General features: G+C 72.1%; 14 protein-coding genes. 5 read left to right on the top strand and 9 right to left on the bottom strand.

All coding sequences use genetic code 11. From position 1 onward, the window contains the following. Positions 1-53 precede the first annotated feature (53 nt). From ACFY6U_RS17475 to ACFY6U_RS17485, 3 genes are read left to right on the top strand one after another with little or no spacing between them, the layout of a single operon-like run. A complete protein-coding gene (locus ACFY6U_RS17475; RefSeq protein ID WP_390039044.1) occupies positions 54-1,334 on the top strand; it encodes a cytochrome P450 in 1,281 nt (426 codons plus the stop codon). Next, positions 1,331-1,519, top strand: coding sequence for a ferredoxin (locus ACFY6U_RS17480; RefSeq protein WP_390039046.1), 189 nt, complete (start codon positions 1,331-1,333; stop codon positions 1,517-1,519). Before ACFY6U_RS17475 ends, ACFY6U_RS17480 begins: the two co-directional genes overlap by 4 nt. 14 nt (positions 1,520-1,533) lie before the next feature. After that, positions 1,534-1,848 (top strand): DUF1330 domain-containing protein, encoded by a 315-nt coding sequence (locus ACFY6U_RS17485; protein WP_390039048.1) that lies wholly within the window; start codon positions 1,534-1,536, stop codon positions 1,846-1,848. Between the two features lie 82 nt (positions 1,849-1,930). Here ACFY6U_RS17485 and ACFY6U_RS17490 read toward each other — a convergent pair whose 3' ends face one another. From ACFY6U_RS17490 to ACFY6U_RS17500, 3 genes are read right to left on the bottom strand one after another with little or no spacing between them, the layout of a single operon-like run. Further along, positions 1,931-2,755, bottom strand: a complete 825-nt coding sequence (locus ACFY6U_RS17490) for an SDR family oxidoreductase (RefSeq protein ID WP_390039050.1) — start codon at positions 2,753-2,755, stop codon at positions 1,931-1,933. Positions 2,756-2,778: 23 nt separating this feature from the next. Continuing rightward, positions 2,779-3,237 carry a VOC family protein gene (locus tag ACFY6U_RS17495; protein ID WP_390039052.1) on the bottom strand — a complete coding sequence of 153 codons (459 nt, stop codon included), beginning with the start codon at positions 3,235-3,237 and terminating at the stop codon, positions 2,779-2,781. A 2-nt stretch (positions 3,238-3,239) separates the two neighbouring features. Further along, a complete protein-coding gene (locus ACFY6U_RS17500; RefSeq protein WP_390039054.1) occupies positions 3,240-3,878 on the bottom strand; it encodes a TetR/AcrR family transcriptional regulator in 639 nt (212 codons plus the stop codon). Positions 3,879-3,963: 85 nt separating this feature from the next. Between ACFY6U_RS17500 and ACFY6U_RS17505 the strand changes: the two genes are divergently transcribed. Together ACFY6U_RS17505 and ACFY6U_RS17510 are read left to right on the top strand one after the other, a co-directional pair. Beyond that, positions 3,964-5,265, top strand: a complete 1,302-nt coding sequence (locus tag ACFY6U_RS17505; RefSeq protein WP_390039056.1) for an acyl-CoA dehydrogenase family protein — start codon at positions 3,964-3,966, stop codon at positions 5,263-5,265. Next, positions 5,262-6,290: a phosphotransferase family protein gene (locus tag ACFY6U_RS17510; protein ID WP_390039058.1), complete on the top strand. Its 1,029-nt coding sequence runs from the start codon at positions 5,262-5,264 to the stop codon at positions 6,288-6,290. The genes ACFY6U_RS17505 and ACFY6U_RS17510 overlap by 4 nt, the downstream gene beginning before the upstream one ends. A 61-nt stretch (positions 6,291-6,351) precedes the next feature. Here the strand turns inward: ACFY6U_RS17510 and ACFY6U_RS17515 are convergent, their stop codons facing one another. The 6 genes from ACFY6U_RS17515 to ACFY6U_RS17540 are packed head-to-tail and all read right to left on the bottom strand — an operon-like array spanning position 6,352 to position 12,690. Beyond that, complete coding sequence (locus ACFY6U_RS17515) at positions 6,352-7,500, bottom strand: acyl-CoA dehydrogenase family protein (protein ID WP_390039060.1); 1,149 nt, start codon at positions 7,498-7,500, stop codon at positions 6,352-6,354. Positions 7,501-7,513: 13 nt separating this feature from the next. Beyond that, on the bottom strand, positions 7,514-8,647 hold the full coding sequence (locus tag ACFY6U_RS17520) for a thiolase family protein (protein ID WP_390039062.1): 1,134 nt from the start codon (positions 8,645-8,647) through the stop codon (positions 7,514-7,516). Beyond that, positions 8,632-9,456 (bottom strand): enoyl-CoA hydratase/isomerase family protein, encoded by an 825-nt coding sequence (locus ACFY6U_RS17525; RefSeq protein WP_390039064.1) that lies wholly within the window; start codon positions 9,454-9,456, stop codon positions 8,632-8,634. The genes ACFY6U_RS17520 and ACFY6U_RS17525 overlap by 16 nt, the downstream gene beginning before the upstream one ends. Then, the gene (locus ACFY6U_RS17530) at positions 9,453-10,625 is read right to left on the bottom strand and encodes a CaiB/BaiF CoA transferase family protein (RefSeq protein WP_390039066.1); all 1,173 of its coding nucleotides are present in this window, start codon (positions 10,623-10,625) and stop codon (positions 9,453-9,455) included. The genes ACFY6U_RS17525 and ACFY6U_RS17530 overlap by 4 nt, the downstream gene beginning before the upstream one ends. Beyond that, positions 10,625-11,392 carry an SDR family NAD(P)-dependent oxidoreductase gene (locus tag ACFY6U_RS17535; protein ID WP_390039068.1) on the bottom strand — a complete coding sequence of 256 codons (768 nt, stop codon included), beginning with the start codon at positions 11,390-11,392 and terminating at the stop codon, positions 10,625-10,627. The genes ACFY6U_RS17530 and ACFY6U_RS17535 overlap by 1 nt, the downstream gene beginning before the upstream one ends. Beyond that, on the bottom strand, positions 11,392-12,690 hold the full coding sequence (locus tag ACFY6U_RS17540; protein ID WP_390039070.1) for an amidohydrolase family protein: 1,299 nt from the start codon (positions 12,688-12,690) through the stop codon (positions 11,392-11,394). Before ACFY6U_RS17540 ends, ACFY6U_RS17535 begins: the two co-directional genes overlap by 1 nt. Positions 12,691-12,703: the final 13 nt, after the last annotated feature.

Here is a 12,703-nt window from a genome sequence, read left to right on the forward strand (position 1 = left end):
TGTGCTACCGTTCCCGATCGTCAGGGTGCCGGTGAGAGGGAGCCGAACAGGCCGTGAACGACTTCGAGGCGATCGATTTCTTCCGGGACGAGAAGGTCGTCGCGGACCCCTATCCCTACTTCGACGCCCTGCGCAGACAGTGCCCGGTCCGTCGCGAGAACCACCACGACGTGATGATGGTGACCGGGTACGACGAGGCGTTGCAGGTCTACAACGACACCGACGCGTTCTCCGCCTGCATCTCGGTCACGGGCCCGTTCCCCGGATTCCCGGTCCCGCTGGAGGGCGACGACGTCAGCGAGCTGATCGAACGCCACCGGCACGAGCTGCCGATGAGCGACCAGCTGCCCACCATGGACCCGCCGGTGCACACCGACCACCGCGCCCTGCTGATGCGGCTGATCACGCCGAAGCGCCTCAAGGAGAACGAGGCGTCCATGTGGCACCTCGCCGACGGGTTGCTGGAGACGTTCCTGGCGCCGGGCGAGGGGGAGTTCATCAGCGGGTTCGCCGGACCGTTCACGCTGCTCGTCATAGCCGACCTGCTCGGGGTGCCCGGCGAGGACCAGCAGGAGTTCATGGACCGGCTCCAGCGCCGCCCGCAGGACGGCGGCGGCATCGGCAGCACGGGCGACGACACCCTGCACCACTCGCCGCTGGAGTTCCTCTACGGCCGCTTCGCCGCATACATCGAGGAGCGCCGCCGCGAGCCGCGCGCGGACGTGCTGACGGGCCTGGCGACGGCGACCTTCCCGGACGGTTCGACGCCGGAGGTCATCGACGTCGTCCGGGTCGCGGCCAACCTGTTCGCCGCCGGCCAGGAGACCACCGTCCGGCTGCTCAGCTCCGCGCTCAGGATCCTCGCAGAACGCCCCGAGCTCCAGCGGCTGTTGCGCACCGAGCGCGACCGCATCCCGAACTTCGTCGAGGAGACGCTGCGGGCCGAGAGCCCGGTGAAGGGCGACTTCCGGCTGTCGAAGGTGCCGACCACGGTGGGCGGCGTCGACATCCCGGCCGGGACCACGCTCATGGTGCTCAACAGCGCCGCGAACCGCGACCCGCGCCAGTTCGAGGACCCGGAGACCTTCGACGTCGGCCGTCCGAACGTCCGCCGCCACCTCGCGTTCGGCCGCGGCGCCCACACCTGTCCCGGCGCGCCGCTCGCCCGCGCAGAGGCCCGGGTGACCCTCGAACGGCTGCTGGACCTCACGTCCGACATCAGGATCGCCGAGCGGGTGCACGGCCCGGCGAACGCCCGCCGCTACGAGTACGTGCCCACCTTCATCCTCCGCGGCCTCACCCACCTCGACCTGGAGTGGAGCACGGCCCGATGAAGGTCACCGTCGACGACGACCGCTGCCGCGGGCACGGGGTGTGCTGCTCGGTCTGCCCCGAGGTCTTCGACCTGAGCGACGACGGCTACGCCGTGGCGGACACACCCGAGGTGCCCGCCGAGCACGAGGAGGCGGTCCGCTCGGCCGCCGCCCTGTGCCCCGAGCACGCCATCACCGTGACCTGACGCCGAGGAGCGCCATGCCGAAGGGCTACGTCATCTTCACCGAGGCCGTCGACGACCCCGCCGGCATGGCCGCCTACGGCAGGGCGGCCGGGCTCTCCATCGCCGAGAGCGGCGCCGCCGTGCTGGCCGCGGATCCCCGTCCGCAGGTTCTGGAGGGCGCCTGGCACGGCGACCAGACCGTGGTACTCGAATTCGAGTCCGTGGCGGCGGCCCGGGCATGGTACGAGTCGGCCGCCTACGCGAAGGCGAAGTCGCTGCGGCAGGCGGCCGCCCGTACCAACGCCGTGATCGTGGCCGGGTTCGCCCCACGGACGACCGACGCCGAGTGAACACGGCCGGGGCTTCGCCCGACTCGCCTTCACCAGGAGGCAAGTCGGGCTCCCCCGGCCCGGGAGTCATGCCCCGGTGCCGCTAGCGTGCCGCCAGGCCAGCCCGTACCCCGCCGTCGACCAGGATGTCGGTGCCGGTGAGGAAGGACGCCTCGTCCGAGAGCAGGAAGGCGACGACGGCGGCCAGTTCCCCGGGGCGGCCCTCGCGGCCGAGGGCGGACTGCCGTACCAGCGCCCGCATCGACGGGTGGTGTTCGGCCTCCTGACGCCCCTGCGGGGTGGCGACGACGCCGGGTGAGACCGAGCAGACGCGGGCCCCGGCCGCTCCGACGCGCACGGCTTCCCGCTGCACGAAGCGCTGGACTCCGCGCTTGGCCCACGTGTAGGCCATGCCGGGGTCCTCGATGTCCGGACCCACGGCTTCCCGGATGCGGTCGAGGAAGTGCTCGTCGAGCGGATCCGCCAGGGCCGCCTCGGTCGCCGGCCGCGGCTCGGTGTCGCCGAACAGGGCCGCCATCGACGCGAAGCACACCATCGCCGTGCCCCGGGTGAAGAGCGGGCGCAGGGCCTCGGCCAGCAGGGCCGTGCCGACGAGGTCGACCGTGAGGATGCGGCGCCAGTCGGCCATGGTGGGCGAGATGCCGGCGGCGTGGGCGACGGCGCGCAGGGTGCCCAGTTCGCGGGCCCGGGCGGCGAGGCCGGCCAGGGCGTCGCGGTCGGTGATGTCGAGGGTGTGCGGTTCCACGACGGTCGCGTGCGGGGAGGTGGAGAGGTCCTCCGCGGCCGTGGCAACCGTCTTCTCGTCCAGGTCGACCAGCAGCAGCCGGTCCACCGTGCCGACCAGGCGCCGCGCGCACTCCAGCCCCATGCCGCGCCCGGCTCCGGTCACGATTCCCACGCTCGTCATAGGGCCTGCCTCCTTCTCGACGGTCACGACGGCCTCCTTCCTGTCGTCCAGTACCGCTCCAGGACGGGCCGGAGCGTGCGGGCCACCAGTTCGATGCGCGGGCCGGCCTCGCCGTGGAGGAACGCCCAGTACGGGGTACCGTCCGGGCGGCGGCCGACGGCCTCGGACGCGTAACCGCGCCGGGCCAGCTCGGCGGAGTCGGCGGCCACGTCGTCGGACCAGTAGCCGAGGTGGTGGATGCCGGAGTCGGCGGCCGGCTGCCACAGGGTGCCCGGGACGCTCCGGACGAGCTCCACCCGGGGCACGGACATGGAGTAGGTCGACCTGAGGTCGAGGACCGCGTCGCCGCCGGGCAGGCTCACCCGGGCGGGCGCGCCCAGTTCCTCGCACCACCGGTGGCCGAACACGGCCGTCAACTCGGCCGCCGCGGCGGCGATGTCGTCGACGACGAGGCCGACATGGAACTGATCGGTCGGCTTCATTCTCACGCTCCTTCGGGTGTGACCGTGCGCAGGCAGAAGCGGGTGATGTGCTCGACGTCGGCGCCCGTCGGGGGCGTCCGCCGCCACAGGTGGTCGGCGAGCCGGCCGACCACGGCGTGGGCGGCCAGGGCGGCGTCCAGGTCGGGGGTTGTGCTGCCGAGTTCGGTGTACGGCGCGCGGAGCAGGTCCGCGAGCAGGCCGGCGATCGAGGGCGGCCCGGCGAGGAACCCCTCCCCCACGCTCTGGGCGTTCCACATGACCGCGAGGGTCGTCTCGGCCGTGTCGGGGTCCATCGCCTGCGACAGGACGCCCTCGGCCCAGCGGCGCACCTTGCCCCGCGCCGTGGGCTCCTTCGCCATCTGATGGGCGATGTAGCCGCACAGCCGCTCGGCGCCGTCCTCCATGATCGCGGCGACCAGGGCGTCCTTGGACCGGAAGTGCCGGTAGAAGGCCTCGTTGGACAGTCCGGCCGCCGTCACGATGTCGGCGACGCGCGGGCGTGCCGTCGTGCCGAGGCGGCGCATGACCGCACGTGCCGCGTCGAGGAGGGCCCGTACCTCGTCGGCGTACTGGTCGGCGCGGCGGGCCAGGGCACGCTGGGCTATCCGGTCGGCGATGCCGTCCGGAGGCCGGTCCGGCACGTCGTCAGAAGTCGCGTTCCGCGACGAGGGAATTGTGTTCTCATCCACGAGAACGTTATTCTGACATCCGCCGGAAGGAGACACAATGCCGTGGGACTTCGAGACAGAGCCGGACTACCAGGCGCAGCTGGACTGGGCGGACCGGTTCGTGCGCGAGGAGGTCGAGCCCCTCGACCTCCTGTGGGACGGCCTGCAGTTCACCCCGCCCGACGACACCCTCCGCCGGGTCCTCGACCCCCTCAAGAAGGAGGTGCGGGCGCACGGCCTGTGGGCGACCCACCTCGGCCCCGACCTGGGCGGTGAGGGACACGGCCAGGTCAAGCTGTGCCTGCTCAACGAGATCCTGGGGCGCTCCTCCTGGGCGCCGATCGTGTTCGGCTGCCAGGCCCCGGACACGGGCAACGCGGAGATCCTCGCCCACTACGGCACGGCGGCGCAGAAGGAGCGCTACCTGCGCCCGCTGCTCGACGGCGAGATCTTCTCCTGCTACTCGATGACCGAGCCCCAGGCCGGCTCCGACCCCAAGGAGTTCACCACCCGGGCGGTACGGGACGGGGACGAGTGGGTCGTCAACGGCTGGAAGTACTTCTCGTCCAACGCCAAAACGGCCGCCTTCTTCATCGTCATGGCCGTGACCGACCCGGACGGGGACCCGTACAAGAGCATGTCGATGCTCCTGGTCCCGGCCGAGACGCCCGGGATCGTCATCGAGCGGAACGTGGCGCTGGCCGGTGAGCCCGAAGAACGGGGTTCTCACGCGCTGGTGCACTACGAGGACGTACGGGTGCCCCGGGACGCGCTGCTGGGCGGCGAGGGGCAGGCGTTCGTCATCGCCCAGACCCGCCTCGGCGGCGGGCGGATCCATCACGCGATGCGGACGATCGGGCTCGCGGGCAAGGCGTTCGACATGATGTGCGAGCGGGCGCTGAGCCGGCACACGCAGGGCACGGTCCTGGCCGACAAGCAGTTCGTGCAGGGCCACATAGCCGACTCGTGGGCCCAGATCCAGCAGTTCCGGCTGGCCGTGCTGCACACCGCCTGGAAGATCGACAAGTACAACGACTACCGCAGAGTCCGCAAGGACATCGCGATGATCAAGGTCGTGCTGCCGAGTGTGCTGCACGACGTCGCCCACCGCGCGATCCAGGTGCACGGCGCCCTCGGCGTGAGCGGTGACATGCCGCTGTTCCGGATGCTCCTGGGCGCCAGCGTCCTGGGCATCGCCGACGGTCCGACCGAGGCGCACAAGGTGACCGTCGCCCGGCAGGTGCTGCGTGACCACAGGCCCAGCGAGGACCTGTGGCCGAGTGGCTACCTGCCCACGCGGCTGGCCGCGGCGCGGGCCAAGTACGCGGAGTTCCTGGCCCCGGAGACGGAGGCCCGGTGATCGACGTCGAGCGGCTGGCCGACTGGCTGGACGAGTCCGCACTGCCCGGCAAGGGCGAGCCGGTCGAGCAGCGGTACGTCTCGGGCGGCGCGCAGAACGAGATATACGAGATCCGGCGCGGCGAACTGCACTGCGCCCTGCGCATCCCGCCGCCCACCGCGCCGGCCGCCCGCGACGAGGGCATCCTTCGGGAGTGGCGGATCACCGCGGCGCTGAACGGCACGGACGTCCCGCACACCGAGGCGATCGCCGTCTGCACGGACACCGCCGTCCTCGGCCGCACCTTCTACCTGATGGAGTTCGTCGACGGCTGGTCGCCCATGTCCACCACCGGCGGACGCGGCTGGCCGGACCCGTTCGGCACGGACCTGGCCGCGCGGGCGGGGCTGGCGTACCAGCTGGCCGAGGGCGCCGCCCTGCTGGGCCGGGTGGACTGGCGGGCGAAGGGGCTGGAGGACCTGGGCCGCCCCGAGGGCTTCCACGAGCGCCAGGTGGACCGCTGGACCCGCTACCTGGAGCGGGTGAAGGGCCGTGAGCTGCCCGGCTTCGACGAGGCCTCGGCCTGGCTGCGCGGTCACCGGCCGCTCGACTACGTCCCGGGCCTGATGCACGGCGACTACCAGTTCGCCAACGTCATGTTCCGGCACGGCGGCCCGGCACGGCTCGCCGCCGTCGTCGACTGGGAGATGGGCACCGTCGGCGACCCCAAGCTCGACCTCGCCTGGATGCTCCGCGGCTGGCCCGAGGACACGAGCGCCCCCGAGGCGGCCACCGCGTCCTATGTCGACCTGTTCGGCATGCCCTCGCGCGGGCAGCTGATCCAGCGCTACGCCGAGGTGTCCGGCCGCCAGGTCGACGACATGGACTACTACGACGTCCTCGCCCAGTGGAAGCTCGCCATCGTCCTGGAACAGGGTTTCCAACGAGCCGGTGACAACGAGAAGTTGCAGGCGTTCGGCCCGATGGTGCTGCAGCTGATGAAGTCCGCCGCCGACCTGGCGGAGACGACGCCCTACGGGAAGTGACCACCTGAGCGCCGCGGCCGCTCCCGGCGGCCGCGGCGCTCTCGCCTTCCCGGACGTGTTCTCACAGCCCCAGCGACTTGGCGATGATCACCTTCATGACCTCGCTGGTGCCGGCGTAGATCCGGGTGATCCGGGCGTCGGCGTACAGCCGGGCGATCGGATACTCCGTCATGTAGCCGTAGCCGCCGAAGAGCTGCAGGCAGCGGTCGACGGCTCGGGCCTGCATCTCGGTGCAGAAGAGCTTCACCTTCGCCGCGTCGGCGCCGGAGAGTTCCCCCTCGACGAGGTCGAGGACGGCGCGGTCGAGCATGGCCTGGGCGGCCTCGATCTCGGCGGCGACGGCGGCGAGTTCGAACTTGGTGTTCTGGAAGGACGCCACGGTCCTGCCGAAGACCTCGCGCTCCCTGACGTACTCGAGCGTCGTGTCCAGCGCGGCCCGCGCCTGCGCGACCGAGCCGACCGCCACCGTCATCCGCTCCTGCGGGAGGTTGTGGCCCAGGTAGCCGAAGGCGGCGCCCTCCTCCCCCAGCCGGTTCGCCACCGGGACGCGTACGTCGTCGAAGGCCAGCTCGACGGTGTCCTGGACCTTGATGCCCATCTTGTCGAGGACCCGCCCCCGGGTGAACCCGGGCATCCCGTCCTCCACGACCAGCAGCGTCAGTCCCGCGCGCCGGTCGGCGGGGTCGCTCGACGTGCGGGCGACCACGATCACCAGGTCGGCGAGCAGACCTCCGGTGATGAAGGTCTTGGCGCCGTTCAGGAGGTAGCTGTCGCCGTCGCGTACGGCCGTGGTGCGGATGCCGGCCAGGTCGGACCCGGTGCCGGGTTCGGTCATGGCGACCGCGGTCAGCAGACTGCCGGCGGCGAGGCCGGGGAACCAGCGCCGCCGCTGCGCGGAGTCGGCGTAGGCGAGGAAGTAGGGCAGGATGACGTCGAGCTGGGTGCGTACGGTGCCCAGGGTGACCAGGGCGCGGGCCGCCTCCTCCTGGAGGACGACGTTGTAGCGGTAGTCGTCGAGGCCGGCGCCGCCGTACTCCTCGGGGATCGCGATGCCCAGCACGCCGAGCGAGCCGAGCTGTTCGAAGATCTCACGGGGCAGCCGGCCGGCCCGCTCCCAGGAGGCGTGGTTCGGGACCACCTCCTTGGCCACGAACTCCCTGACCAGTTTGCGGAATTCCTCGTGGTCGGGTGTGTAGATCTCTCGGCGCACCGAAACCCCTTCGTCAGGACGTGAGTTCGACGAGGGTGGCGTTGGCCGTGCCGCCGCCCTCGCACATGGCCTGCAGTCCGTACCGGATCCCGTGGTCGCGCATGTGGTGGACCATCCGGGTCATCAGGACGGCGCCGGACGCGCCCAGCGGATGCCCGAGCGCGATGGCGCCGCCGAGCGGGTTGAGCAGGGCCGGGTCGGCGCCGGTCTCGGCGAGCCAGGCGAGCGGGATGGGCGCGAAGGCCTCGTTGACCTCGAAGACGCCCACTTCGGCGAGGCCGACGCCCGCCTTGGCGAGCACCTTCTCCGTGGCCGGGATCGGGCCGGTCAGCATGAGGACCGGGTCGGCGCCGACCACCGCGCCCGCGCGGTAGCGCACGAGCGGGGTCAGCCCCAGCTCCCGGGCCCGCTGCGGTGTGGTGACCAGGAGGGCCGCGGCGCCGTCGGAGATCTGGGAGGCGTTGCCGGCGTGGATCACCCCGTCGTCGCGGAAGGCCGGCTTCAGCCCCGCGAGCTTCGCCACGCTGGTGCCGCGCCGTATCCCCTCGTCGGCGCTCACCCCCGCCGCCGGCACGGTCTGTGCCTCGAAGGCGCCGCTGTCCTGGGCCGCGGCGGCGCGCTCGTGGGACAGCGCCGCGTACTCGTCCAGCCGCGTGCGGGTGAAGCCCCACTTCAGTGCGATCTTCTCCGCGGAGATGCCCTGGTGGAAGGAGAAGTCGTGGTAGCGGGCGAGGACCTGGGGGCCGTACGGCGTCCCGGTGGCGCGGGCCGAGCCGAGCGGCACCCGGCTCATGACCTCGACGCCGCCGGCCACGACGACGTCCTGCTGGCCGGACATGACGGCCTGCGCGGCGAAGTCGAGGGCCTGCTGGCTCGATCCGCAGGCCCGGTTCACGGTGGTCCCGGGAACGGTCTCGGGCCAGCCCGCGGCGAGGACGGCGTACCGGCCGATGTTGCTGGACTGGTCGCCGACCTGGGAGACGCAGCCCCACACGACGTCGTCGACGAGCGCCGGGTCGAGGCCGGTGCGCTCGGCGAGGGCGGTCAGGACCACGGCGGAGAGGTCGGCCGCGTGCACGCCGGACAGGCCGCCGTCGCGTCTGCCCACCGGTGTGCGGACGGCCTCGACGATCACTGCTTCGCGCATGACGGGTCCTCCGTAGGGGGCTGTCGGAACCAGCGGCCGGTGAAGCGCGGCTCGCGTTTCCCGGCGAACGCGGCGTAGGCCTCCGTCACGTCCGGCGAGGCGAAGTTGACCGCCTGCGCGCGGGCCTCGGCGGCGAGCGCCTCGCGCAGGGTGCGGCCTGTGCTCTCGTTGAGCAGTGCCTTGGTCTGCGCGAGGGCGACCGGCGGTCCGGCCGCCAGGCGGTCGACGAGGTCGGCGACGAACCTGTCGATCTCCTCGGCGAGCGCCACCCAGGTGACGAGGTTCAGCGACCGGGCCTCCTCGGCGTCGATCGTCTCGGCCAGCAGGGCGAGTCTCCTGGCCTGCTGGAGGCCGGCGAGCCTGGGCAGCAGCCAGGTGCCGCCGCAGTCCGGGGAGAGCCCGCGGCGCGTGAAGATCTGCGAGAACCGGCTTTCCGGTGTGGCCACCACCAGGTCGCAGCCGAGCGCGAGGTTCCAGCCCGCGCCGACGGCCACCCCGTCCACCTTGGCCACCGTGGGAATGGGCAACTCGTGCAGCAGGACGGCGACTTCGTTGAGGTCGCGGACCTTGTCGAGCGGGTGCCGGAGGTCCGCGGCGCCGCTGGTGAGGTCGGCGCCGGAGCAGAACGCCCCGCCGGCGCCGGTGAGCACCAGCGCCCGTACCGTCCGGTCGTGGGTGGCCTCGGTGAGGGCCCGGCGCAGTGCCGCCCACAGTTCGCGGTCGACGGCGTTCCTGCGGTGCGGGCGGTTGAGGGTCAGCGTCCGTACGCCGCCGCTGTCGCCGGACAGCAGTACGGGGTCACCGGTCACGTGGCGTCCCCCGGTTCGGCTGCGGTGATGCCCAGTTCGGCCAGCACCTTCCGGGTGTGCTCGCCGAGGGCCGGTACGGCGCCCATCGGGGGCTCGTACCCGGCGATCACCGGCGGGGGCAGGAGGGCCGGTACCGGTCCGGCGGGGGTGTCGGTGGTGCGCCAGCGGTCGCGGGCCGCGAGGTGCGGGTGGGCGAGGACGTCGGCCGGGGTGTTGTAGCGGGAGTTGCCGATGCCGGTCTCGTCGGCGCGCCGCTGGACGTGGGCGAGGTCGTGCCGGGCGCACCAGGCGCCGATCTCCGCGTCGAGCAGGCTTCGGTGCCGGACGCGGTCGGGGTTGGTCCGGAAGCGTTCGTCGTCGGCCAGGTCCGGGCGTTCCAGCAACTCCCGTGCCAGACGCTGCCATTCGCGGTCGTTGATGGTGCCGAGGACCACCGTGTGCCCGTCGGCGGTGCGGTAGGCGCCGTACGGGGCGACGGCGGGCGAGCTCATGCCGATCGGCTGCTGCTCCTCGCCCGAGTGCCGGGTGTAGGTCAGCGGGTAGCCCATCAGCTCGGTCATGGTGTCGAACAGGCTCACCGCGACGGCGCCGCCGCGCTCCCCCCGCCGCTCACCGGCGTACAGCAGCGCCACGATGGACAGCGCGGTGTAGAGGCCGGTGCTCGCGTCCGCGATGGGCGGGCCCGGTTTCGCCGGGGCGCCGGGATGGCCGGTGATGGCGCAGACCCCGGACTCGGCCTGGACGAGAAGGTCGTAGGCCCGTTTGTGGGAGAGCGGGCCGCCGGGACCGTAACCGTCGATCTCCACCGCGATCAGGTCGGGGTGGCTGGTCGCGAGGTCGTCGGGGGCGATGCCGAGTTTGGCCGTGGTGCCCGGGGCGAGGTTGGAGACCAGGACGTCGGCGCGGTCCAGCAGCCGGTGCAGGATCGCCATCCCCGCCTCGGACTTGAGGTCGAGGGCGACGGACTCCTTGCCGCGGTTGGTCCACACGAAGTGGGCGGCCAGGCCGTTCACCACGTCGTCGATGTGGCGGGCGGAGTCGCCGCCGTCCGGGTTCTCCACCTTGATCACGCGGGCCCCGAGGTCGCACAGGACCCGGGTGCACAGGGGCGCCGAGACGGCCTGTTCCAGGGCCACCACCGTCACCCCGGAAAGAGGTCCCGGTGTCATCAGATCACCAGGCCGCCGTCGACCGGCAGGACCTGGCCGGTGACGAAGGAGGCCGCGTCCGAGGCGAGGAAGACGAAGGCCCCGGCGACCTCCTCGGGCTCGGCCCAGCGGCCGAGCGGGATGCGGGCGAGCATGGTGGCGGCGAACTTCTCATGGGTGCGGATGGTCTCGGTCATGGGGGTGGCGGCCAGCGGCGCCAGGGCGTTGACCTTGATCTGTCTCCGGGCCAGCTCCCGGGCCATCGACTTGGTCATGCCGATGATCGCGGCCTTGGCCGCCGAGTAGTCGACCTGGCCGAGGGTGCCGACGAGCCCGGCCGACGAGGTGACGTTGACGATGCGTCCGGTGCCGTCCGTCGGCAGGAACGGAAGGGCGGCCTGGGAGCAGGTGAAGGTGCCGAGGACGTGGATGTCGAGCATCCGGCGGAACGCGTTCTCGTCGAGGTCGGGGAACATCGCGGGCGCGGTCACGCCGGCGTTGTTCACCAGGATGTGCAGGGTCCCGCCGGCGAGGGCGGCGGCCCGGTCCACGGCGGCCTCCGCGGCCCTCCGGTCCCGTACGTCGAGTCCGGTGCTGTCGGCGGTGCCGCCCGCCGCCGTGATCTTCCCGGCGACGGCCGCCGCGGCGGCCGCGTCGACGTCGGTGACGAGGACGGCTGCGCCGGCCCGGGCGAGCGCGTGGGCGACGGCGGCGCCGATGCCGCCCGCGGCTCCCGTGACCAGCGCCGAGCGTCCCGTCAGGTCGAACAGCTCGTTGTCCTGTGCCACTACTTGCTCGCCGCCGCTACGGCCGCGCGGGCCCGCTGCCGGAAGGCCTCCAGCTTGTCGACCGGTTCCTTGAGCTGGCGGCTGCGGGGCCGGATGCTGACGTCGTGCCCGTCGGCGGCCCGGCGCAGGGCGCCGACCGTGGCCTGCTCGCGCGGAATGTGCGCGAAGGGGTCGAAGGAGTACCAGCGCATGGCGTTCTCGTGGGTGATCTTCACGGTGTCCGCGTCCGGGACCCCGCACTCGGTGAGGACGCCGTGCAGCTGCTCGGGGGCGTCGGGCCACAGGGAGTCGCTGTGCGGGTAGTCGCCCTCCCAGCAGATGTTGTCGATGCCGATGTCGTGGCGCAGCTTGACGCCGAGCTTGTCGGTGATGAAGCAGGTCAGGAAGTGCTCGCGGAAGACCTCGGAGGGCAGCTTGCCGCCGAAGTCCTGGAGGGTCCAGGCGGCATGCATCTCGAAGGTGCGGTCGACGCGCTCCAGGAAGTAGGGGATCCAGCCGGTGCCGCCCTCCGAGAGGGCGATCTTCAGCGCGGGGAAGTCCTTGAGGGTGCGCGACCAGAGCAGGTCGGCGGCGGCCTGGACGAGGTTGATCGGCTGGAGGGTGATCATCACGTCCGGCGGGGAGTCGACGGCCGGGATGGCCAGGCGGCCGGAGGAGCCGATGTGCACCGACAGGACGGTGCCGGTGTCGCAGGCGGCCTGCCACACCGGGTTCCAGTACGGGTCGTGGAAGCTCGGGTAGCCGAGCGCTGCCGGGTTCTCGGGGAAGGTCATGGAGTGGCAGCCCTTGGCCGCGACCCGGCGCAGTTCGGCGGCGCACACCTCGGCGTCCCAGATCGCGGGCAGGGCCATCGGGATGAAGCGGCCGGGGTAGGAGCCGCACCACTCGTCGATGTGCCAGTCGTTGTACGCCCGCACCAGCGCGAGCGAGAAGTCGGAGTCCTCGGTGGCGAACATGCGGGCCGAGAAGCCGGGAAAGGACGGGAAGTTCATCTGGGCGAGCACGCCGCCCGCGTTCATGTCCTTGACGCGTTCGTGGACGTCGTAGCAGCCGGGCCTGATCTCGTCCATGCCCTGCGGGTCGAGGCCGTACTCCTCCTTGGGGCGGCCAGCGACCGCGTTGAGCGCGGCGTTGCCGACGGTGTTGTCGCGGAACTGCCACACGTCGCTGCCGTCCTCGCGGTGGATCAGCTTGGGCGCGTCGTCGAGATACCGCTTCGGCAGGTGGTTCACGAAGATGTCGGGCGGCTCGATGACGTGGTCGTCGACGCTGATGAGGATCAGGTCGTCCTTGTTCATGCGCGGTCCCTTT

Origin of the sequence: Streptomyces sp. NPDC013157 (assembly GCF_042899865.1) — a bacterium.
Taxonomy (GTDB): Bacteria; Actinomycetota; Actinomycetes; order Streptomycetales; family Streptomycetaceae; genus Streptomyces.